Here is a 23,286-nt window from a genome sequence, read left to right as displayed (position 1 = left end):
ACTGCGCGCTGGCAAGGCAAGCATGTGAAAACAAACGGGCTACCGGTGGCGGTACCCACATGGAGACAACGCGATGAATGAGTGCTGGAAGCGGGCGCGTAGCGCGGCCGCGTGGACGGGTGTGGCCTTGGCCGCGGCCTTGATGGTGGGTTGCGGTGGTGGCAGTAGTGGTGGTTCTCCAGCGCCATCGGGCAACAACAACGCGCCGCCACCGGTGAGCGGCGGCGATGTCCCGGATCCCGGTACGAAGCGCCCCGAGGTCTCGCTGGCCAACTTGAAGTTCTGGGTCGGCGACATGGGGCCGTCCGGCGAGACGGAGTTCAGCGGACCCCAGCAGCCCGCCTTCCTGTGCCTCACGCAGTTGTCGAACCTCGGCGCGCCCGAGGTGGACAACCAGGACGGCGTGGGCCAGCCGGTCTACCAGACACCGGGCAACACGAGCAGCCCGCTGCTGGGCTACAGCAGGCGCTGCGGCGTGAAGACGCAGCTGCGCTACTTTTACTTCACGGGCACTGACTTCGCGCCCTTCGATCCGGCGACGCAGTTCGCCACGCCGCCTGCCAACCTGAAGACGGTAAAGGTCAATGGCGCGGATGTGCCCTTCGTCGTGCGCGTCGAGGCCGGCACCATCAACCGCTTTGCCTACAGCGTGGCCATGCTCGCGCCCTTTGCGGAGACCGCCGCGCAGGCGCAGGACCTCAACAACACGGCATGGAACCAGAAGCTCGTCTACTGGATGCGCGGCGGCGTCGGCGTGGGCCACCAGCAGGGCAAGGCCATGTGGTTCGGCGGGCTGTGGAGTGAAGAAAAGCCGGTGATGCCGCGCCTGCTGGAGCAGGGCTACGCGGTCGTCTCGTCATCGGGCAACGAGACCGGCGTGCACTACAACCTCACGCTGGGCGAAGAGACGGCGGTGATGGTCAAGGAGCACTTCGTGCAGACCTACGGCAAGCCGAAGTACACCGTGGCCATGGGCATCTCCGGCGGCGCGGTGCAGCAGTACGTGTATGGGCAGAACCGGCCGCAGGGCTTGTTCGATGCGGGCGTACCGATCCAGTCCTATCCGGACATGATCACGCAGGTGCCCTATGTGTCCGACTGCCCGCTGCTGGAGCAGTACTTCAAGGACGAAGTGGCGCTGGACCCGACCTCCATGTGGGCCACGTGGACCAACCGCACACTCATCGAAGGGCTCGCCACCAGCAACACGCGAAGTAACAGTTTCCTGGGCGGCACCGGCTCGTCGGAATGCATCGAAGGCTGGGGCAAGGCAGGCCCGGTCGTGTTCAACCCCGTGTTCACCGACCCGGCGTATCCGCAAACGGCCAAGGCACTGGGCTGGCCTACCGCCTTCGCGGACGTGAAGTGGACGCACTTCAACGACCTCGCCAACATCTACGGCATCGACGCGCAGGGCTTCGCGCCCATCCCCATCGACAACGTCGGCGTGCAGTACGGCCTGAAGGCGCTGAAGGACGGCGCCATCAGCACGCAGGAGTTCCTTCGCATCAACGCCTGCGCCGGCAGCTGGAAGGAGCAGGACCAGTTCCTGAACTGGCTGCTGCCGCCCACCGACCCCTTCGACAGCCGCAACATGCAGCGCAGCGCGAGTTGCCGTACTGACGCGGGCACGCCGGCGCCGCGTCGCAGCGGCAACGTGAAGGCGATGAACGCGGCCTACACCTCAGGGCAGGTGTTCACGGGCAAGAAGCTCGGCATCCCGCTCATCGACCTGCGGCCCTGGAAGGAAGACGTGCTCGACATGCACAACTCGCGCCAATCGTTCTCGGCGCGTGCACGGCTGCAGGCTGGCGGCGGCAACGTTGACAATCAGGTGATCTGGTTCACCAACGAGACAAGCACGAGTGGGGTTGCCACGCGGGCCACCGATGCGCTGGCGGTGCTCGACGCCTACATGCTTGCAGGCACGAAGCCGGCGCGTTTCGAAGACCAGTGCTTCGACGCCACCGGCCAGCCCATCGCATCTGGTGCGCAGGTGTGGAACGGCATCCTCGATGGCGGCAGCCCCGGCGCGTGCACGCAGCGCTTCAAGGTCAACACCAGCCCGCGCATGGTGGCTGGTGATTCGTACCGCGGCGACATGTTCAAGTGCGCCCCCAAGCCCATCGCCACCGCGCTGGCCGATGGCACCTACGCACCCAGCGCAGGCGGCGCAGGCGGCGCAGGCGGCGCGGCCGACCCCTTCACTGCCGCGGAAAAGAGCTGGCTCGCCCGCATCTTCCCGGATGGCGTTTGCGACTATTCAAAGGCCGACATGGGCCGGCCTGCGGGCCTTTGATTCCCAAGACAACAACACTGGAGAAATTAGCAATGAATGAACGAACCGGCCACGGCGTGCGCAAGAGCGCGCTGGCGGCCTTGCTGGGCTGCGTGCTGATCGGCGGCCTCGCGTCCTGCGGCGGCGGCAGCAACAACGGCGGCTCCGCAGGCGCGCCGAACAACCCCGGCAATCCGCAAACACCTGCACCTGTCGCGCTCAAGATGGCCACGCTGTCCAGCAGTGCCGACCTGGTCAGCGGCGGTGACGCACTCGTCGAGGTGAGCGTGCCTGCTGAACTCGACGCAAGGGACGTCAAGGTCTCCCGCAACGGCGATGACGTCACCGCAAGCCTCAAGCCCTCCGGCGACGGGCGCAGCCTGCGCGGCCTGGTGTCGGGCCTGGCCCTCGGCGAGAACAAGCTGGTCGCGAAGATCGGCACCGACAAGGCCTACGGCGACATCGTGGTGACGAACCATCCGATCACCGGGCCGATGTTCTCCGGCCCGCAACTCACGCCTTTCGAATGTCGCACGGTCGAGTCCGGCCTGGGCGCGCCGCTCGACGCCAACTGCTCGGTGGCCACGCGCTACGACTGGTTCTATTTCACGCAGGCGGGCGTGCGCAAGGCCTTGACCGATCCGCTCGGCTCGCGCCCTGCCGACGTCGGGACGGCCACGACGATCGACGGCAAGGCGGTGCCTTTCATCGTGCGGGTGGAGTCCGGCACCATCAACCGTTCGATCTATCGCATCGCGGTGCTGGATGACCCGTCTGTTGCTGGCCAATGGAATGGCGCAGGCTGGAATCAGCGCGTTGTGTTCCGCTTCGGCGAATCGACCGCGGCGCAATACAACCAGGGCTCCAACACGCTGAACGATGCGTTCAAGTCCGACGCCATCGACCAGCAGAGCATCAAGGCGCTCGAACGCGGCTTTGCCTACGTCGTCTCGACGCTCAACATCAACAAGGTGAACGTGAACGACGTGGTGGCCGCAGAGACCGCCACGATGATCCGCGAGCACATTGCCAAGGCCTACGGCGTGCCGCGCTGGGTCGTCGGCATGGGCGGCTCGGGCGGCGCGATCCAGCAGATGATGATCGCGCAGAACTACCCCGGCATCCTCGACGGGATCATGCCGGACGCGGCCTTTCCGGACGTGTTCGGCACGGCCATGGCGGTGTCCGACTGCCGCCTGCTCAATCGCTACTTCCAGGCCAACCCGGTCTCATCGGCCGTTCGCAAGGCCTTCGAAGGCCACATGAACACGGCCTTGGGCACGACATGCGCCAACTGGGACGCCGGCAATGGCGACGCCGTGCTGGCCACCAGCGGCTCCGTTTCACCGGCGTGCGGGTTGGTCGATGCGAGCAAGGTCTACAACCCGGTGACGAATCCGACGGGTGCGCGCTGCACGGTGTATGACATCAACGCCAACACGCTGGGGCGCGATCCGGCCAAGGGCATCGTGCGCCGTCCACTTGACAACGTGGGCGTGCAGTACGGCCTCGACGGGCTGAAGAAGGGCACCATCACCACGACGCAGTTCCTGGACGTGAACGAGAACGTCGGCGGCTTCGACGACGACGGCAACATCTTGAGGCCGCAGCGCACCGTGGCGGACGCCGAGGCGCTGGCGCGCAGCTACGAAATGGGCCGCATCGGCTCGGGCAGCGGCGGCCTTGCCACCGTGCCGATCCTGAGCGTGCACCCTTATGCGGAGCCCGCAGGCGACATCCACACGATCTACAACGACATCAAGATCCGCGAGCAGTTGAAGAAGGCCAACGGCCGTGCCGACAACCAGGTGATCTGGCTGTTCCCGAACCCGCAGCTGGCGCAAGTCATCGGCATCCCGGCGCAGGTCGCACCGCTGTCGGTGCTGATGCGCGACCTGCTGCTGGCACGCATGGCGCTCATGACGAGCTGGCTCGACGGCATCACTGCCGACCCTGCGCCGCTCACGGCCGACAAGGTGGTGCAGTACAAGCCGGGCGACGCGGTGGACTCATGCTGGGACGTGCGGGACAGCACCCGCCACAAGGAAGTGGCAACGCTGAACGACAGCAGTGTGTGCAACACCCTGTACCCGAAGACGCCCGCGCCGCGGATGGTGGCTGGCGGACCGGTGAGCGACGACGTGCTGAAGTGCCAGTTGAAGCCGATTGACGATGCGGACTATGCGCCGGTGGTCTTCACGGGCGCGGAGAAGCTGCGGCTGCAAAGCGTCTTTCCGCAAGGCGTCTGCGACTTCTCGAAGCCCGGCGTGGGGCAAGCCAAGTTGAAAGGCGTGTGGCTTCGGTATTGACTCGCGCGGCACGGCGGCCCGAGGTCGAAGTCAATGCCGCGGGCGCGCTCAACTCCGGTCGACGGGGACCACCCTTGGGCGGACCAGCAAGTCAGCAACCGCTTCGCAGCGTCAGCTGTCTTTGCGGGTCGCTCAACGAACTCATGCTGTGATGCCGCTTCCTGTCGTTGCAAGGCCAAAAAGGCTTGGGTATTGAGGACCGGTTCCAAGGTATTGCAGTCGTAGGCCCGCTGCATCCCTACGGCCAACTCTCTGTCGTAGAGTCGAACGACTGCTTGCTTGCCCGCCCAACTGGAGGTCAGGGCCCGTTGCTGTCCGTCGCAACTGATCGCCCTACGACAGGTTTGCGCATGTCAGCGCTCCTTCACCCACGGTCTGCCAACACGTTCACTGCCCAGTTCGCAGCGGGGGCGCAGGCTCCGTCAGTTGGTGGCCCCACGACTGTGCCAATTGCTGGATGACCTCCGACACCACGCGGCACGCAGGCGAAAGCTTGCCTTGCTTGGGGAAGGCAAGCGTCACGTGACGAGTGAGGTCCGGTTTGACCAGCTTGCTGGCTTGCAACGTGCCCTTCTTCAGTTCGTCCGTGATTGAGTACGGACCCAGCACCGTGTAGAGTCCCGGCGTATGGGCCACCAGTTCCTTTTGCACCAGCAACGAATCCGCCTGCGCGACTGATTCGAGCTTGAACCCCTGGCTGCGCGCGGCTTCGTCGAGCGCATTGCGCCAATGACTGGGGCGTCTGGGCAGCACCAAACGCAGACCCGACAGGCGCGCGAAATTGACCGTCGGCCCTTGCGTGATCTCGTCTCCCGGCGCAGACACGAGGTAGGTGTGCGCGACGCTCAACAATTTCTCGTCGCGCGTGTTCGGACGATTGAAGCGAAAAAGGATCGCCAAGTCCACGGCACCACTGTCGAGCATCGTGTCGAGTTCCGTGCCTTGCGACTCTGCGATGTTGAGCCGGATGCCGGGATGCTCCACCTGCAAGCGCTCGAACAGGCGCGTCATCAGCGGATGCGCGGCCGAGGGAATGATGCCAAGGCGTACTTCCCCGAGCAACTTGCCAGACTCTGCGCGCAGTTCCTCTTCCAGCCGCTCGGTCTCTTGCAACCACGCGCGCAGCCGCACCTGCGCGCGAGCGCCAAGTTCGGTCAGCGCTACGCCCCGGCCGGTGCGCCGAAACAGCGGACCACCAAAGCCTGACTCGAAATCGCTGATCTGCCGGCTGACGTGCGATTGCACCGTCTGCCGTCGCGCCGCGACCTTGCTGAGGCTGCCGGCCTCCACGACTTCGAGGAAGAGCCGCACGTTCGAGATGTTCATAGGGAATACCCCTCCAAGCCATGCCAAATGAGGCAAGTCTGAATCCTCTGAATTCTATCTATGCGAAGAGCTCGCTGATTTTTACATTTGCTCTACGCGCTGGGCAGACACGACTCACCCCGAGCCGAAACGCAGCGATGTATCCGAGGAGACACCTTGAAACTCGTCAGCTTCCACCACGCCGGGAAGGCCACCTACGGAGTGGTCCAGGGCGACCACTACCTGCAACCGCCGGCCGATTTCCTCAGCCGCTTTCCCGACCTCGCCGCCGTGCTTCGTGCCGATGCGCTGGCCGAACTGGAAAAGGCCGCAGCAAACGGCACGGCAGTTCAGCCGTCAGCCACGCAGGCCCTGCCGGTGATCCCCAACCCCGGCAAACTCATCTGCGTGGGCCTGAACTACAAGACCCACGTCGCGGAGACCAAGCGCGGTGACAGCGAGTACCCCTCGCTCTTCCTGCGCTTCAACGATACGCTGGCCGCCAATGGGGACGTGGTGCTGCGCCCCTCGTTCTCCGAGCGCTTCGATTGGGAAGGCGAACTGGCCTTCGTGATCGGCAAGGGTGGGCGTCACATCCCCAAGGCAAAGGCTTTCGAGCACATCGCCGGCTACGCCTGCTTCAACGACATCAGCGTGCGTGACTGGCAGCGCCACACGCACCAGTTCACTCCGGGCAAGAACTTTCCCGGCACCGGCCCCTTCGGCCCTTACCTGCTCACCCGTGACGAAGTGCCCGACGTGACGCAATTGGCGCTGGAGACACGTGTCAACGGCAACGTGATGCAGAAGGCGAGCCTCAGCGACCTCATCTTCGACATCCCCGTGCTCGTCGAATACATCTCGCGCTTTACACCCTTTTCGCCGGGCGACGTGATCGCCACCGGCACGCCCGGTGGCGTCGGCGATCGGCGCGAACCGCCGCTGTACATGAAGGACGGCGATGTCGTCGAGGTCGAAATAACCGGCCTTGGCGTACTGCGCAACCGCATCGGCGTCGAAGCCTGACCCCCAAGGAGATCCCCCATGGCTAACAAACCCAAACTGCGAATCGCCGTTGACATCGGCGGCACATTCACCGACATGGCCGCCTTCGACGAGGCCAGCGGCAAACTGCTGTTCGGCAAGGCACTGTCCACGCATGGCGCACTCGTCAACGGCATCCAGGCCACCATCGACAGCGCGAAGATCGACTGGCGCGACGGCCACCTGTTCCTGCACGGCTCCACCATCGCGATCAACACGCTGCTGGAGCGCACTGGCGCCAACACGGCGCTGTTGATTACCGAGGGCTTCCGCGACATCTACGAGATCGGCCGGGTGAACCGCCCCGACGCCTACAACCTCTTCTTCAACAAACACCAGCCGCTGGTCAAGCGATCGCTGCGCTTTGAGGTGGCCGAACGCCTGCGCGCCGACGGCAGCACGCACAAGGCCCTCGACGAAGCCGCTGTGCGTGAGCTGGCACGCGATCTGAAGGGCCAGAACGTGGAGGCGGTGGCCGTGCTGCTGCTGCATTCCTACCGCAACCCGGCGCACGAACAGCGCGTCAAGCAGATCCTGCAGGAAGAAATTCCGGGCGCCTTCGTGTGCGCATCGCATGAACTGAGTCAGGAGTACCGCGAATTCGAGCGCGTCTCCACTGCGGTGGCCAACGCCTACGTGGGTCCGCGTGTGTCCGAGTACCTCGGCCAGTTGGAGACCCACCTGTCTGGCAAGGGCTTCGATGGCGATTTCTATATCGTGCAATCGACCGGCGGTCTGTTCCCGGTGGAGCACGCCAAGGTGGGCTGCGTTCGCATGCTGGAGTCCGGCCCCGCGGCCGGCGTGATCGGGGCGCAAGCCATCTGTGCGCAGCTCGGCATGGGCGACGCGATCGCCTTCGACATGGGCGGCACGACGGCCAAGGCCGGCGTGATCAGCGAAGGCCGCCCACTCACGACCGGCTCGGCGTTGATCGGCGGGTACGAGCGAGCACTGCCGATTCAGATCCCGATGATGGACATCCACGAAGTCGGCACTGGCGGTGGCTCTATCGCCCGCGTGGAAACCGGCAACGCGCTGCGCGTGGGGCCGCAGAGCGCTGGCTCCATTCCTGGTCCGGTGGCTTATGGCCGCGGCGGCAAGGAGCCGACCGTGACGGACGCCAACTTGCTGTTGGGCCGACTGGACGCTGAGCACTTCCTGGGCGGCGAACTCAAGCTCGACATGGAAGGGTGCAAGCGCCAGATGGCGGAGCGCGTGGCCGGCCCCTTGGGCCTGGAGCCAACCGAGGCGGCCGATGGCATCCTGCGCATTGCGGTGACACAGATGTCGCACGCCGTGAAGGCCGTGACCACCGAGCGCGGCCTGGACGCCGGCAGCTTCACGATGGTGGTGTACGGCGGCGCTGGCCCGCTACACGCCTCGGCCATTGCCCGCGAGATCGGCATCCGCAAGGTGCTGATCCCCTATGCGCCGGGCTACTTCTCGGCCTACGGCATGTTGTTCTCCGACCTGCGCTACGACTACGTGCGCTCGGTGTTCCGCAAGCTCAACGACGTGTCTTTCGAGGAGATCGAGGCGGCCTACAAGAAGATGGAAGACGAGGGTCGTGCCGCGCTGGCGCAGTCCGGCATTCAGGCTGACGGCGTGGTGATCGAGCGTGCGGCCGACATGCGCTACGTGGGCCAGGAGCACGCCGTCACGGTGGACCTGCCGTTGACGTATTTCGAGGGCCGCGACCGCTCAGCCATCAAGCAGCAATTCGATGAACTTCACAAGGTGCGATACGGCACGTCTGCGCCGAAGGAGCCGGCCGACCTGGTGAGCCTGCGCGTGACCGTGCTGGGCACCATGAAGAAGCCACCGAAGCACAGCGTGGAAAAGGGCAAGGCAACGCCGGACACGGTGGCTGTACGGACCACGAAGCTTGTGTATTTCCGCTCGGGCGGCTGGGCCGACACGCCGGTCTACATCCGCGACCTTCTGCTGGCGGGCAACGAGATCACAGGGCCGGCACTGATCGAGGAGCACGCATCCACCACCGTTGTGCAGCCCGGAGACTCGCTGCGCGTAGACGAACTCGGCAACCTTCAAATCGCCATCGGGAGCGACAGATCATGAACACGACCCAAGAAACCAACCCGGCTATCGATCCGATCACCGTCGAAATCATCCGCAACGGCCTGTACGCCGTGACGGAGGAGATGAAGACCAACCTCACACGTACCGCTTACAACCTCATCATCTACGAAGCGCTGGACTTCACGGTGGGTCTGTTCACCAAGGAAGGCGACACCGTCTCCATTGGCTTGGGCCTGCCGATGTTCATCCGCGGCATGTCCGAGACGGTGAAGGCCAAGATCCGCCACTTCGGCTACGAGAACATCCTGCCGGGCGACATCCTTGTCACCAACGACGCCTACACCACCGGCAGCCACCTGAACCACTTCACGTTCACGATGCCCGTGTTCCACGAGGGCAAGCTCGAAGGCTTCACCTGCTGTATGGCGCACTGGCTGGACGTGGGCGGCACGCTGGGCAATGTGACGACCGACATCTTCAGCGAGGGGATCCAGATCCCCATCATGAAGTACCAGCGTGAAGGCGTGATCAACCAGGACCTGATCGACATCATCGCAATGAACGTGCGGCTGGCTGAACGTGCGCTGGGCGATCTGCGCGCGCAGATCACCGCCATCACCACCGGCGAGCGTCGCTATTCCGAGTTGCTGCAGCGATACGGCATTGATGCAGTGAATGGCTCCATCCGCCAGATCATGGACTCCAGCGAAGCGGTGGCGCGCAAGAACACCTTGTCGATCCCCGACGGCGTGTACGAGGCCGAGTCCTTCATGGATGACGACGGACTGGACATCGGCAAGCGCATCCCGATCCGCGTGAAAGTCACCGTCACCGGCGATGAGATGACGGTGGACCTGTCGGACGTGAGCAAGCAGGTGCGCGGCTTCTACAACTCCGGCTTCACCACCGGCATCGCCTGTGCGCAGGTGGCCTACAAGTGCCTGACCACGCCGACCGACTACCCGGTGAACGACGGCAGCTTTCGGCCGCTGAAAGTCATCATGCCGATGGGCACCGTGATCAGCGCCGAGCGCCCGTACCCGATGCGCGTGTGGATGACCTTCCCGATGACGGTGATCGACACGATCTTCAAGGCACTGGCGCCCGCGATTCCGCACCGCTCCATTGCCGGCCACCATGCCGACCTTGTGTTCCCGAACATCCACGGCATCTCGCCGGAAGATGGTCGCCTGTTCATCGTGGGCATCGGCCCCTTGGGGGGAGGCTGGGGCGCGAAGTCGGGCGAAGACGGCGTGTCGGTCACGGTATGCATCAACGACGGTGACACGCACAACAGCCCGACCGAGCAGCTTGAAGCGAAGTACCCGGTGCTCGTGGAGAAGTACGAAATCCGGCAGGACAGCGCCGGTGCCGGTCGCCAGCGTGGCGGGCTGGGTGCGGAGATGGTGGTGCAAGCGCTCTCGCCCTTCACCGTGACGACCCGCATCGACCGCGTCCATTGCAAGCCGTGGGGCCTCGAAGGCGGCACCGACGCCATGGGCAACGGCATCGCCGTGCGTCACAAGGGCGAGTGGAAGACCGACCACCTGAACGCCAAGATCTTCAACGTGCGGCTCGAGCGTGGCGATGCCTACAAGATGCTCTCGGGCGGCGGCGGCGGCTTCGGCGATCCGATCGAGCGCGATGCAGAATTGGTTGCCGAGGACGTGCGCGAAGGTTACGTCAGTGTCGGCGTGGCGCGCGAGGTGTATCGCGTCGCGCTGAATGCGAACGGGCAGGTCGAGCAGGAAGCCACGCGACAGCTGCGCAGCTCCCCGCGGGCCGCCGGCAACGGCACGCCCGACACGGTCGCCTGGGACGGGCAATGAGCCCCGACGCCGTCATGGCCGACGACATCGCCCGGCGAGCCGACGAGATGTTGAGTCTGTGGAGCTCGCTGTCGATGCGCCACGTCGCGCTGGGCTCGGCCTGCGCCTGCGGCACTGGCGGCGTCAGCTTACGGCTCGACGACTTCGAGCTCGACATCGCCGGCTATCTGGAGGATGCGGGCCAGCGTTCCGGTGTGGAAGAGGTCGTTGACTTCTTCAATGCGCTGCAGCAGGCCGGTCCGCAGGCGCAGCCGCTGCGCAGCCTGCTGGAGGACACCATGGAAGGCCGCGTGCCGGAAGTGGTCGGCGAATGGCTGATGCCGAAGGTGGAGCGGACCCTGCGTTCCTTCGCCGAACTGCACGGGCCTGCGGAGCGAGGCTGACCATGGCCGGCCATTTCTCCTCCCTCCTGACGGCGGACACGCAGGCCCGCGATCGGGTGCCGGTGACGGTGCTCACCGGGTTTCTGGGCAGCGGAAAGACGACGCTTCTCAATCGCCTGCTGCAGCAGCCCGATCTGCATGGCATGGCGGTGATCGTCAACGAGTTCGGTGAAGTGGGAATCGACCACGACCTGATCACGCAGACCAGCGACGACACCATCCTGCTGGCCAACGGCTGCATGTGCTGCTCCGTGCGCGGCGATCTGGTCGCTGCGATGAATCGCCTTGGCGAGCGCAGTGATCCGCCGCTGCGGCATGTGCTTATCGAGACGAGCGGCCTGGCCGACCCGGGTCCGATCTTGCGAACGCTGATGGGCGAGCCGGCAATTCGCGGTCGCTTTGCGCTGACCGGCGTTGCGTGCACGGTGGACTCGGTGTTGGGCATGGGCACGCTGGACCGCCACGCCGAGTCCGTGCAGCAGGCGGCGGTAGCCGACCATCTCTTTCTGACGAAGACCGATCTGCTGGAAGACGGCACGCCATCGCCCGCGTTGCTGGCGCGTCTTCGCGAGATTAATGCGGTCGCACGAATGCACTTGGAGCGCGACGGACAGGCACAGGTGCTGCGCGGACTGGTGCAGTCGTCGAAGGACAACAACGATGTGCCCGCAAGCGCGGCGTACTACCGGCCATCTCAGGCTGCCGCCGACGCGCGGAAAGATGCTGCGCCGGTCCACCGCGACGGCATCTCGTCGTTCGTCGTGGAGCGCGACGTGCCGCTGCCCCGGGATGCGTTCTTCGCATGGCTGGACATGGTGATCGCGATGCGCGGCGAGGACCTGCTGCGTGTCAAGGGTCTTGTGCACTTGGCCGACGAGCCGGACCGCCCGATGGTGATCCATGGCGTGCAGCACCTGTTCCATCCGCCCGAGTTCCTGCAGGCGTGGCCAGGGCCGGACCGGCGCACGCGCATCGTCTTCATCACCCGTGGCGTCGATGCGCAAGCGATGGACGAGACCCTGGACGTTCTGGTGCGTAGGCACATGCGGCGAGCCCCGCCAGCCGCGACATCCAGTCAACCCTGAACATCCGTGACAACAACACCGAGAAATCCGGAGACATCATGAAAGTCGATTCATTCGCATTGGTGCCTGACCAAGGCATCGCAAGGCAGGCGGCGCAACTGCTGTTCCGTATCGAAAACGTGCCGTTCAGCCGCTGGCACACCAAGGCGCGCATCATCATGGGCAGCGCGACCTTCTTCGATGCCTTCGACGCGCTGGCCTTAGCCTTCGTGCTGCCGGTGCTGATCAGCCTTTGGCATCTCGACCCGCTGCAGGTTGGCATGCTCATCGCCGCCGGCTACGTGGGCCAGGTCATCGGAGCCCTGGTATTTGGCTGGGCGGCCGAGCGCTTTGGGCGCGTGCCCAGCGTCACCGCCACCGTCGGGGTGATGTCGGTGATGAGTATCGCCTGCGCCTTCGCAGGAAACTTCCATATGCTGTTCGCCCTTCGCTTCTTGCAGGGCATCGGCGTCGGCGGCGAGGTGCCCATCGCGGCGGCCTACATCAACGAGCTTTCCCAAGCCAAGGGGCGCGGTCGTTTCTTCCTGCTCTACGAACTGATCTTCCCTCTTGGCCTGCTCGGCGCCGCCCAGGTGGGGGCCTTCGTGGTGCCGCGCTTTGGCTGGGAATACATGTTTCTGGTCGGCGGCATCCCGGGCCTGCTGATCCTGTTCTTCATGGCGCGCCTGCCGGAGTCGCCGCGATGGTTGACATCGAAGGGCCGGTTCCAGGCGGCCGATCGCGTGATCAAGGGGCTCGAATCGAGCACGACCAAGCGCAGCCTCGATGTCGAGAGGGAAAAGCTCGAAGTGGAGTCGCGGGTCACTGCACTCACCGCCGGCCTCGTGGATCGCAAGAAGAGCTCCTGGAAAGAACTGTTCTCGCCGCTGTACCGGCCGCGCACGCTGGTCGTGTGGGTGCTATGGGCCTCGTCGTACTTCGTCGCCAACGGCATCAATAACTGGCTACCCACCTTGTACAAGACCGTCTACAACATGCCACTCCAAGAGGCGCTAAGGATGGCCTCGCTGACCAATGTGCTCAGCACCTGCGCGGTGCTTGCCTGCGCGCTGTTGGTGGACCGCGTCGGACGCCGCCGTTGGGCGACGGCCAGCTTCCTCGTCAGCGGCACGCTCCTGGGTGTACTGGCCCTGCTGGGCGCCAACAGTGCCTGGTCGGTCGTGATCCTCGCGTCCTCGGCCTATGCGGTGATGGGTACCACCACGGTACTGCTGTATCTCTATACGCCCGAGATCTACCCGACCCGCATGCGCGCCATCGGCACCGGGCTGGCCACGTCCTGGCTTCGGCTGGCATCTGCGGTTGCGCCTGCGCTGGTCGGCGTGGTGCTGTCCACGAAGGGCATCGCGACGGTGTTCCTGATGTTCGCGGCCGCCAATGTCGTCGGGCTCATTGCGTCGATGCGCATGGTCGAGACCACCAACCGGGCGCTGGAAGACATCTCGCCCTGAAAAACCGCACCCCATTGCAGGCGCCGGGGCATGGGCGTCATTGGCGGAGCTCGCCCTGACCGTTCACTTCCATAGACAGGAGACATCATGAAATCACGAAGAAGAATCATCGTTGCGGCCACGGCCCTGGCCGCGCTTGCCAGTGCGCCGGCCTGGGCACAGGCAGCCAAGGGCAAATTCCCGGACCGCCTGATACGAATCGTGGTGCCCTTCGCCGCCGGAGGGGGCGTGGACAGCATGGCGCGGCTGTTGGCCAACCAGCTGACGACGCAGTTCGGCGTGGCAGTGATCGTCGAGAACCGGGCCGGTGCCAACGGCATGCTCGGCGGCAAGGCTGTGCAGACTTCGCCAGCAGATGGCTACACACTGCTTTTCTCGGCCGCAACGCACGTGCTGGCCAAGCAGGTGATGAGCAATGCGTCCTACGACCCGCAGACCGATTTCGCACCAGTGGCCCGAGTGGGCGAAGCCCCTTTGATGCTCGTCATCTCGCCGCAATTGGAGCCGCGCAAATTGGGCGACGTGCTGAAGGCGGCAAAAGAGCAGCCCGACAAGTGGTCCGCCGCAATTCCCGCGTCTGGTGCACCAAGCCACCTGGCGACCTTGCTGCTGGCCAAGCAGGGCAACGTCAAGCTCACCTACGTCGCCTACAAGGGCACGCAGCCTGCCCTGGTGGACGTGGCCGGCGGGCATGTGCAACTGCTGCTCGATTCGATCATCTCCGTCCACCCGCTGGCCAAGTCGGGCAGGGTGAGACCGATCGCCATCACTGCCTCCAAGCGCAGCCCGCTCGCGCCGGATGTGCCTACGGCGCAGGAGAGCGGGTTCCCCGGGCTCACATATGCGTCGTGGTATGGCGTTTGGGCGCCGAAGGACACGCCACCCGATCGCGTGAAGTTCCTCAATACCACCATCAACTCGGCTGTGGCTGAGCTCGCGAAATCAGGTGCCTTGGTGAACCTTGGCATCGAGCCCGTGGCACAAGACCCTGAGCAGTTCAGGCAATACATCGCGAGCTATGTCGCCCAGAGTGCCGATCTTCTCAAGGGGGCCGGGTTCAAGCCCGAATAACGAACAACAACATCCTCGGAAATTTCCATGAAAAGAACCATCCTTGCGGCCTCCGTCCTCGGTTGTGCCGGCGTTGCTTCGGCACAGTCATCCGTCACGCTGTTCGGCGCGCTGGACGCCGGCGTCAGCTACTACAGCAGCAAGAGCGCCTTCTACAACAACACCAGCAATCCGGTCGCAACGCTGCCGACCGTCACGCGCAGCCAGACGGTGCTGTCCAACAGCGCCACCACGCCCAGCCGGCTTGGTTTTCGCGGCACCGAAGACCTCGGCGGTGGCCTGTCGGCGGGCTTTTGGCTTGAGGCCGGGATCAATAACGACACGGGCACCGGAGCGGGGCCGGGCGGGATCTTCATGTTCAACCGCAGGTCCACCGTGAGCTTGTCGGGGAACTTCGGCGAGGTACGCTTGGGCCGGGATTTCACGCCCACCTACTGGAATGACCTCATCTTCAGCCCCTTCGGCACCTTGGGTGTCGGCACCAATTTGCTGTCAACGGTTGGCAGCAACCTGCAAGTCGTGAAAGGCCCCGGCTCCTCGGTTTCGCCGACGGACAACTACATGCGCACGAGCAATAGCATTGGCTACATCCTGCCCCCCAACCTGGGCGGCATCTACGGACAGCTTCAATATGCGCTCCATGAGAACGTGGACCAGAGCGACGTGCCTGGCAGCCCCTCGACGAAGGGCCGCTTTGCCGGCGGTCGTTTGGGCTACGCGGCCGGCCCGCTCGATGTCGCGTTGGCCTATGGCGAGAGCGTCGCAGCCGACGGAATCGTTACCAATGCGGCAGGCGCTCCCACCGGCGTCCGGCTTGAAGAAAAGATCAAGACGCTGAGCCTCGGCGCCTCTTACAACTTCAATGTGGTGAAGCTTTTTGGAGAGTTGACCCAGTTGCGGGACGAGTCGAACTCGACGGTGCTGGCGAGCGGCGTGAGCATTCGCGAGAAGGACACGTACAAGGGTGCACTCGTCGGTGTGGCCATCCCGGTCGGTGCTGGCCAGATCAAGGCGTCCTATGCCTGGATGAAGTTTGACAACGAACCCGGGGCGGGCACGTCACCGGCGGCGAATCAGGATGGCACGACGCAAAAGGTCGCCATTGGATACGAGTACAACCTGTCGAAACGCACAGCGCTCTACGCGACCGCGGCGTACATCCGCGTGAAGGACGGACAGAGCAACCCCGCCATCATGGGAGCCACCGTCGCCGGATCGGCCACGTACGTGTCCACCGGAAACGGCGTGTCGGGCTACGCGCCGAGCAGTTCGACGGGCTATGACTTCGGTATGCGGCACTCGTTCTGATGCTGGCTTGAGGGGGAGCGGAGTACCCACGCTGCACGACCGCTTTTGGCCTGAACGGACATTGCTGATCGAGGAGCGAATGACCCGTACTGGCCGCGAGTACCAGTTCGCGGCAGCGCTTGGTAGCTGACCTTAACATGATCGCGCTTGGCCAAGGGCTGCTATCAGCGAGTTTGGCGGACAGGCAGTCTCGGCCAGGAGCGGTCTTCGGCGGTGCATGCCGAAAGCAGTCATCCGTGCACAACTTCGCTATTTCTGCAGGCTATCCAGAGATCATTGCCTCTCGGCTTGCCGAGCGCGCGTTAGGCGTTCGGTGAACCCCAGTAACTGGGCAAAACCTTGCCCGGATTCAAGATGCACTGGGGATCCAGGGAACGCTTGAGCAGCGACATGATCTTGAGTTCCTGAGAGCTCTTGTAGCGTGCCAACTCTTCGACCTTCAGTTGACCGACGCCATGCTCCGCGCTGATGGAGCCCCCGAGGGCGTGCACGCGATCGTGCACCAGTGCGTAGATCGCGTCTTGGTTCGCCAGCATTTCTGTATCCCCGAACGTTGGCGAGGTGCCAACGTTGTAGTGAAGATTGCCGTCGCCCAGATGGCCGAACGTCATGTTGATCAGACCCGGGAAGCGCAGCTGTAGTAGCGCATCGGTCTCCTGGACGAAATGCGGTATCTGGGAGATCGGCAGCGACACATCGTGCTTGATGCTCTTGCCGGCTTCTGCCTGAGCCAAGGTGATGCTTTCTCGCAGGTGCCAAAGCGCCTTGCTTTGCGCGATGTTCTCGGCCACCACTGCATCGTCGGCTTCGCCAGCTTCGATGGCTTCTCCGAGCACGACTTCGAAGCGCTCACGTGCGTGCGCTTCGCTCTCGGCGTCCGAGATTTCGAGTAACGCATACCAAGGCGCGGCGGCCGACGGGCCTTCAAAAGGCAGGCGTTGGGCGGGATAGGTGCGCGTCACCATTTGAAGACAAACCCCTGCCATCAGTTCGAACCCCGTCAACGACGCGGCGAAGCCGGAACGGGCCCTGGCGAGCAGCGCGACGGCCTGATCTGGGCTGGAGAGCGCAAGCAAGGCCGTGCAACGCGCTGCAGGTTGGGGGAACAGTTTGATGGTTGCGGCGGTGATGATGCCAAGGGTGCCCTCGCTACCGACATACAGGTCGCGCAGGTCGTAACCGGTGTTGTCTTTCCGTAGTCCGCGCAGCCCGTCCCAGATTTCCCCATCTGCGTCCACCACTTCCAGGCCCAGTGTCAGATCGCGCATGTTGCCGTACCGGAGCACGCCGGTGCCGCCGGCATTGGTCGCGAGGTTGCCCCCGATGGTGCAACTTCCCTCCGCGCCGAGAGAGAGCGGAAAGAAGCGACCTTCGGCGGCGGCGCGTTCCTGGACTGCCTGAAGAATGCAGCCTGCCTCCACGGTCATCGTGTCGTTGACCGTGTCGACGGCTCGGACACGGTTAAGCCTGGACGTCAGCAATACCACTGCCCGTCCCGAGTCGTCGGGTGTGGCTCCGCCGCACAGACCGGTGTTGCCACCTTGCGGAACCAGGGGAACTCCATGATCGGCACACGCCCGGACTACATCGGCCACCTGTTGGGTGGTGCCCGGCCGCACCACCGCGATGGCTTGGCCTGTGAATCGGTTGCGCCAGTCGGTCAGGAATGGCGCCGCCTCGGCGCCAGTCAACACATTGCTCGTTCCGACGATGTCCGAGAGCTTCGCGATGAAGCTCATGCGATGCTCCGCTCGTTCGCTCTTGCAAGAACCGCGTCACGCCGCTTCTCGAAGCGCTCCCATACTTCCGGATTGACCAGGCGCGGTGCCCTGTGTCCAGCAAGCACTTGAATGATCTGCTCCGCGCTCATGGCCGCGATGTTGGCGCGGCCTTCGTGGGAAACGCCTGCCGTGTGAAAGGTCGCGACCACATTGTCCAAAGCGAGCAGTGGATTGTCCTTGGAGGGCGGCTCCTGCTCCCAGACATCAAGTCCCGCGCCGGCGAGGTGGCCGGATTGCAGGGCCCGATGCAGTGCGCCCTCGTCGTGCACGCCGCCGCGGGCGGTGCTGACGAAGAGCGCGCCTTTTTTCATTGCCGCGAAGCGATCGGCGTTGAACATCTTCAAGGTAGACGCGTCACGCGGGCAGTGCAAGGACACGATGTCCGCCTCGCGAACCAGCGTATCGAGTTCGACACACTCCGCCCCTCTGGCCTCGAAGTCGGCCTCTACAAGCAGCGGGTCATACGCGAGGACTCGCATACCGAATGCCTTGGCCAGCGCAGCCGTCTTGGTTCCAGCGTATCCCAGGCCCACAATCCCCAGCGTCTTCCCCCCCAGGTCGTGGCCCATCACCGACTCGCGCGAAAAGCCCCGAGTGGCCGAACGCAGTAAGCGGTCCGACTCCACAATGCGGCGCGATACGGCCAGCATGAGGCCGATGGCCATCTCAGCGACCGCGGCTGAATTCCCGCCGATCTGGCAGACGACCGCCACGCCAGCGCGCGTACAGGCGTCAACATCGACGGTGTCGTAACCCGCGCCACCTGCCGAGACGCACAGCAGGTCGGGGCACCGTGACAGCAACTCTTCCTTGGCCCAGAACTGCTTGGGCAACTCGTCTTTGGCAGCGGAGATCTGGTAGACGTGAGCTTGCGTCAACGCCGCCCAGGTCGACGCATCATCCCCTCGCATCGGGGCGACAGTAAGTTGAACATCGTCTTCTTGCGAGAGCCGTTCATCGAAGACGGGATTGAGCCACTGGTTCAAGCGCACCACGCGCTTGGATTTCACTTTGGTAGACATATCGAATTCCTTTGTTAAATCGTCGGGGCGCTTGCCTCCGGTCCGTCCGCTGTGTCAAGCGGCCACTGGAACCGGGAGAGGCCGGTTCTCTTGCACGTACCCCGGGGTGCGCCCGGGAAACGAGCCGCGAATCACTTTTCGATGAAGCAGTTCAGTCGAGCCAGGGTCTCGTCTACCCACGCCCGGTCGAAGCAACCCGCCTCGATGTCTGCCACCATCTTGTCTTCAACCACCTGCTTCTGCCGCGCCGCGGCCAGTAGCCGCTCGACGTCATCAAATGGAACGCACAGCAGTCCATCCTCGTCGCCTATCACAAGGTCGCCCGGCTCGATGACCATGCCATCGATGGCGATCGGAACGTTGATTTCGCCGGGGCCATCCTTGTAGGGTCCGCGATGCGTCACGCCGGCGGCGAACACGGGGAAGGAGCCGGCGCGCAGCGCACCGGCGTCCCGAATCGCGCCGTTCATCACGAACCCGCCCAGACCTTGCTTGATGGCGTCGCCCACCATGATTTCACCCACCAGGGCGTTCGTCAGATCGCCGCCCGCATCAACGACGATGACGTCGCCTGGTTTGGCGAGCTGGAGCGCCTTGTGAATCATCAGGTTGTCACCTGGCCGGGTCTTGATCGTCAGCGCTGGACCGGCCATGCGGCCCCCTGCGTGCATCGGACGCAGGCGAGCTCCGCCCGCGGTCATTCGCGACATGCAGTCACTGACATTGGCGACGGGCACGTCGAGGAATTGGCGAGCCAGGTCGAGGTCGACGGCACGGCGTCTTTGAAGGATACGAAGTCCGTTGTTCATGATGAGCGTCCGATTACGTCGATGTTCAATCGAGTTTGATTTCTGCCGCCTTGACCACGGGGGCTAAGCGTTCGCGATCGGCCTTGTAGAGGTCGGTCATGGATTGGGGTGTGCCGCCGTGCAGTTCCGCACCCGTCGCAAGAATCTTCTGGCGCACGTCGGGCTGCTTCAGCAGTTCGTTGATTGCGACGTTCCACTTGTCGATGATCGGCTTGGGGGTACCGGCCGGCGCCATCACGCCCCAGACGCTCGCGAGCTCCACGCCTCGAATTCCGGTTTCGGTGAACGTCGGCACATTGGGAAGCACGGGCGAGCGTTTAGCGGCGGTCACGGCGATGGGACGGACCTTGCCGCCCTCGATCTGGCTCAGGAGCGTCGGAATGGAACCCATGTAGATGTCGACCTGGCCACCAATGAGGTCGGGCAGGGCCTGGGACATACCGCGGTAGGGCACATGGGTGAACTTGACGCCGGAAGCGTTCTGCCACAGTTGGGTGACCAAGTGCGCGATGGTCCCGGTGCCGGGTGTCGCCACCGTCAAACTACCGGGCTTCGCCTTGGCCGCAGCCACGACGTCGGCGAGTGTCTTGTAGGGAGAGTCGGCCCGCACGACGAGCACCACCGCACCGCTGGCGACGGAGGACACCGCCTCCAGGTCCTTGACCGGGTCGTACGTCATCTTGCTGTACAGAAGCGGGTTCAGCACGACGTTATCTGTCTGGGCCATGACGAGTGTGTAGCCGTCCGGCTTCGCCTTGGCCACCGTGTCCAGAGCCAGGTTGCCGCCGGCGCCAGGCTTGTTGTCGACGGTGATGACCCAGTTCAGCTTGCTTGTCAGTGCCGTCGCCAGCAGGCGTGAAAGGCTATCCGTGCCCCCGCCAGCTGGGAATGGGACGACCATCCGGATGGGCCGTTCCGGATAGCTTTGCGCGACGGCATTGGCAGCACCGATGCAGAGCAGGGCGGCGGTCGAAATTCGCATCAGAGTGCGCATGTGTGTCTCCTGAGGTAGTAAGAAAGCGGCTTCAGGCCGCAAGAGGGGGTGAGTTGGTGTGGGTGGACAGCAGCCAGTCGAGGGCCTGCTCGACGCTGGGCTCGGCTACTGGGAGCGGATGGGTTGCGAGCGATTCAGCGGTCTTGTGGAAGCGCTCTTCGACACCGGGCAAGACGGTGGAGCGCAGCCCCAGCGACGTCAGTTCCCTTTGCGCGTCTTGCACCTCGTGCACGCGCCGCTTCGCATGGATCACATGCGTGCGGACCATCGAGTCGATGAAGGACCGCAAGGGGATCTGGTCGATGTCGCTTAGCTGGGCGTACAGCTTCTCGCGCACGCCCTGCTTTTCGGCGCTCATGAGCAGTTCGACGCTCAACGCTTCCATGCCCTTGGTAAGAACACTGCGCAGGAACTTGAGCGAGATGGCGTCCCCGACCACCCCGTCGGGGATGACTTGCAATCGCCCACCTGCGCGCTCGATGATCTCCTTCAGTTCGCTGGCGTCTTTGCCGGCGGCGAGCAAGGTCGTCCGCACGCCGGTGAGCGAGATCCCGCCCATGATGGCGGTGTCGACATAGGAAACGCCGCGCGCGTGGGCCGTCCTCTCGGCGTTGCGTTTGCTCTCCGGGCTGGCCGTCGTCAGGTCGGCATATCGAGCCCCCTTTTTCATGAACGGCACCAGGTCCTGCACCACCGCAAGTGCGACATCGCCTGTGACGCACGACAACACCCAATCTGCATCGGCGAGCCAGGTGCCAGGCTTCTCGTGCACCACCACATGAAGGTTCTTTGCCAGGGTCGTGGCGGCAGGCGTCATGCGTATCTCGCAAGCGCTGAGCGTGAACGCCGCTGCGTGCAAAGGCGGAGCGTAGCAACGCCCCACTTCTCCCAGCCCGATGACGGCGATACGCGTGTTCATGAATGAGGCTCCATGCCGCGAGAATACAAACTAAATACAAAACAAGCAACATAGACAAGGGTAAACACCGTGTTTGCCTTGTATCTCGCGAAGCCGAGGCGAGAATGAAGGACATAAATGCTTTAATTTTGTACGTAGCGGTCGAGCTCAAAATGCATGTGAATACAATCTCGGCAACCAACGAAGGCGGAAGATTTGATGCGTAACGGAAGCGATAACGCCTATGAAGTGCTCAGGGAACGCCTGATTGGCGGCCACTACAACCCAGGCGCCCAGCTGAAAGAGGAGCCCATTGCGCGCGAACTAGGCTTGAGCCGCACGCCCGTCCGAACTGCGCTCAGGCGACTGGTGGAGGAAGGCCTTGCAACGGATGCAGTCGGTCAAGGCATCCACGTGGCCAAGTGGACTGAATGGGATGTCGAAGAAACGTTTCAGCTCCGCATGCTCTTGGAGCCCTACGCTTCCTACCTCGCAGCAACGCGAGGCGGCGCGGACCTGCTGGCGCGCCTCCAGGCCAGCAATCTTGAGATGGAAGCCGCCATTCACATGGGAGGCAACGCGGGAACAGAAGGTGTGCAGGAGGCGAATCGCAAGTTCCATCGAGCGCTGCTTGATGCAGCAGGCTCTTCACGGTTGCGTTCCATGCTCGACACCATCATCGACATGCCAATCGTCGTGAGATCGTTTTACCTCTACACGTCCGCTGAACTGGAGCAGAGCCTTCACCACCACCGAGACCTGACGTTGGCTGTAGCGGCCAAGGACGGGGAGCTCGCACGTCAGGTGATGCAGTTGCATCTACGCATGTCCTACCATCGATTCATGCAGCACAGAAGCGAGTATGCGAAGGCGCGCCGGCAGGCGGACTGAGGTGGTGCGGTGCTTCTGACTTCGCCTGAGCGGACCACGGAGGCCGCCAGGCCGTGTCGAAGTCCAGTGCCTACGGTTGCACGTGCGTGATCAGCTCGGGGCGCAACTCGCGAATGCGCTTTTCCACGTAGTACCCACCGTACTCGGTGTACCGTAGGTACGGTTTCTTGCAGCTTCGGCATTGCCAAAGCTCGCATCGGTTGTAAGGGTGAAACTGCAATGCGATCGGCGCATTAGGAGACCACAGGGAAGAGCCGGCTTCATGAAACTCTTCAACCGTCGGCTCCGCGTGTTCCGGGTCCCAGGTCGAGCCGAGCAGGACGAGAGCCTTGTCGGAAACGGTCGATGGAAAAGCTTCCCAACCCTTGGACGCGAAGGCATTGCAGTCACCACAAGCCTGCGCCGCCCCATGAGCCCTGGCTAACCGTTCAACGTCTTCGCTCGTAAGCAGCACTGTCATTCATTACCTTCTTGATGCATTGTGAGCCCTGCGGAGAGTGCTTCACAAAATGGTGGTAACGCGAAGGGAAGCACGCGTGCCTTAGTGCTCCTTCACGAACGTCAGCTCCTGTTGATTGCCAAGGCCCGCATTGGGCCCCGAACGCCAGTTCGCGTCATGCCGAACCTGCCGTTCAACGCGATCTCGGTCCGCCGCTACAGGGGACCTGCCATTGGAAGTCACCCATTAGCCGTCTCCGTCAATAGGGAAGTCCGCATCCTGCGACTTTCCCCGCATGTTCCTGCCTCGCACCGTCTGCGAATCACGCGTACCGCCGCACACTTGGTTC

18 protein-coding genes are annotated in these 23,286 nt (G+C 63.7%); 11 read left to right on the top strand and 7 right to left on the bottom strand.

From position 1 onward, the window contains the following. Positions 1-73 precede the first annotated feature (73 nt). Both QTI66_RS36510 and QTI66_RS36505 read left to right on the top strand, forming a co-directional pair. A complete protein-coding gene (locus QTI66_RS36510) occupies positions 74-2,299 on the top strand; it encodes a DUF6351 family protein (protein WP_286565265.1) in 2,226 nt (741 codons plus the stop codon). Positions 2,300-2,331: 32 nt separating this feature from the next. After that, positions 2,332-4,587 carry a DUF6351 family protein gene (locus tag QTI66_RS36505; protein ID WP_286565264.1) on the top strand — a complete coding sequence of 752 codons (2,256 nt, stop codon included), beginning with the start codon at positions 2,332-2,334 and terminating at the stop codon, positions 4,585-4,587. 387 nt (positions 4,588-4,974) lie between these two features. Here QTI66_RS36505 and QTI66_RS36500 read toward each other — a convergent pair whose 3' ends face one another. After that, positions 4,975-5,913, bottom strand: coding sequence for a LysR family transcriptional regulator (locus QTI66_RS36500; protein WP_286565263.1), 939 nt, complete (start codon positions 5,911-5,913; stop codon positions 4,975-4,977). A 156-nt stretch (positions 5,914-6,069) separates the two neighbouring features. On the opposite strand from QTI66_RS36500, the gene QTI66_RS36495 reads away from it, so the two are divergent. From QTI66_RS36495 to QTI66_RS36460, 8 genes are all read left to right on the top strand, one after another. Beyond that, complete coding sequence (locus QTI66_RS36495; protein ID WP_286565262.1) at positions 6,070-6,918, top strand: fumarylacetoacetate hydrolase family protein; 849 nt, start codon at positions 6,070-6,072, stop codon at positions 6,916-6,918. An 18-nt stretch (positions 6,919-6,936) separates the two neighbouring features. Beyond that, a complete protein-coding gene (locus tag QTI66_RS36490; protein ID WP_286565261.1) occupies positions 6,937-9,015 on the top strand; it encodes a hydantoinase/oxoprolinase family protein in 2,079 nt (692 codons plus the stop codon). Then, positions 9,012-10,805: a hydantoinase B/oxoprolinase family protein gene (locus tag QTI66_RS36485; protein ID WP_286565260.1), complete on the top strand. Its 1,794-nt coding sequence runs from the start codon at positions 9,012-9,014 to the stop codon at positions 10,803-10,805. Before QTI66_RS36490 ends, QTI66_RS36485 begins: the two co-directional genes overlap by 4 nt. A gap of 14 nt (positions 10,806-10,819) precedes the next feature. Continuing rightward, positions 10,820-11,188 carry a hypothetical protein gene (locus tag QTI66_RS36480; RefSeq protein WP_286565259.1) on the top strand — a complete coding sequence of 123 codons (369 nt, stop codon included), beginning with the start codon at positions 10,820-10,822 and terminating at the stop codon, positions 11,186-11,188. Between the two features lie 2 nt (positions 11,189-11,190). Beyond that, positions 11,191-12,273 (top strand): CobW family GTP-binding protein, encoded by a 1,083-nt coding sequence (locus QTI66_RS36475; protein ID WP_286565258.1) that lies wholly within the window; start codon positions 11,191-11,193, stop codon positions 12,271-12,273. Between the two features lie 38 nt (positions 12,274-12,311). Beyond that, entirely contained in the window at positions 12,312-13,724 is a 1,413-nt protein-coding gene (locus QTI66_RS36470; protein WP_286565257.1) for an MFS transporter, read from the top strand. 87 nt (positions 13,725-13,811) lie between these two features. Beyond that, positions 13,812-14,795: a Bug family tripartite tricarboxylate transporter substrate binding protein gene (locus tag QTI66_RS36465; protein ID WP_286565256.1), complete on the top strand. Its 984-nt coding sequence runs from the start codon at positions 13,812-13,814 to the stop codon at positions 14,793-14,795. A 27-nt stretch (positions 14,796-14,822) separates the two neighbouring features. Beyond that, positions 14,823-16,103: a porin gene (locus QTI66_RS36460; RefSeq protein WP_286565255.1), complete on the top strand. Its 1,281-nt coding sequence runs from the start codon at positions 14,823-14,825 to the stop codon at positions 16,101-16,103. A 302-nt stretch (positions 16,104-16,405) separates the two neighbouring features. Here QTI66_RS36460 and QTI66_RS36455 read toward each other — a convergent pair whose 3' ends face one another. The 5 genes from QTI66_RS36455 to QTI66_RS36435 all read right to left on the bottom strand — a co-directional run bounded on the left by QTI66_RS36455 (position 16,406) and on the right by QTI66_RS36435 (position 21,628). Next, the gene (locus QTI66_RS36455) at positions 16,406-17,842 is read right to left on the bottom strand and encodes an FAD-binding oxidoreductase (RefSeq protein ID WP_286565254.1); all 1,437 of its coding nucleotides are present in this window, start codon (positions 17,840-17,842) and stop codon (positions 16,406-16,408) included. Beyond that, the gene (locus tag QTI66_RS36450; protein WP_286565253.1) at positions 17,839-18,906 is read right to left on the bottom strand and encodes a hydroxyacid dehydrogenase; all 1,068 of its coding nucleotides are present in this window, start codon (positions 18,904-18,906) and stop codon (positions 17,839-17,841) included. The genes QTI66_RS36455 and QTI66_RS36450 overlap by 4 nt, the downstream gene beginning before the upstream one ends. A gap of 131 nt (positions 18,907-19,037) precedes the next feature. Next, on the bottom strand, positions 19,038-19,715 hold the full coding sequence (locus QTI66_RS36445) for an RraA family protein (RefSeq protein ID WP_286565252.1): 678 nt from the start codon (positions 19,713-19,715) through the stop codon (positions 19,038-19,040). Positions 19,716-19,740: 25 nt separating this feature from the next. Further along, positions 19,741-20,709 (bottom strand): Bug family tripartite tricarboxylate transporter substrate binding protein, encoded by a 969-nt coding sequence (locus QTI66_RS36440; protein WP_286565251.1) that lies wholly within the window; start codon positions 20,707-20,709, stop codon positions 19,741-19,743. 31 nt (positions 20,710-20,740) lie between these two features. Further along, complete coding sequence (locus tag QTI66_RS36435; RefSeq protein WP_286565250.1) at positions 20,741-21,628, bottom strand: NAD(P)-dependent oxidoreductase; 888 nt, start codon at positions 21,626-21,628, stop codon at positions 20,741-20,743. 198 nt (positions 21,629-21,826) lie between these two features. On the opposite strand from QTI66_RS36435, the gene QTI66_RS36430 reads away from it, so the two are divergent. After that, the gene (locus tag QTI66_RS36430; RefSeq protein WP_286565249.1) at positions 21,827-22,498 is read left to right on the top strand and encodes a GntR family transcriptional regulator; all 672 of its coding nucleotides are present in this window, start codon (positions 21,827-21,829) and stop codon (positions 22,496-22,498) included. A 70-nt stretch (positions 22,499-22,568) separates the two neighbouring features. Here the strand turns inward: QTI66_RS36430 and QTI66_RS36425 are convergent, their stop codons facing one another. Beyond that, complete coding sequence (locus QTI66_RS36425) at positions 22,569-22,958, bottom strand: hypothetical protein (RefSeq protein ID WP_286565248.1); 390 nt, start codon at positions 22,956-22,958, stop codon at positions 22,569-22,571. Between the last annotated feature and the right edge of the window lie 328 nt (positions 22,959-23,286).

Origin of the sequence: Variovorax brevis (genome assembly GCF_030317105.1) — a bacterium.
GTDB lineage: Bacteria > Pseudomonadota > Gammaproteobacteria > Burkholderiales > Burkholderiaceae_C > Variovorax > Variovorax brevis.
Note: the sequence above shows the minus strand (reverse complement) of the source record. Positions and strands in the feature narration are given on the sequence as shown.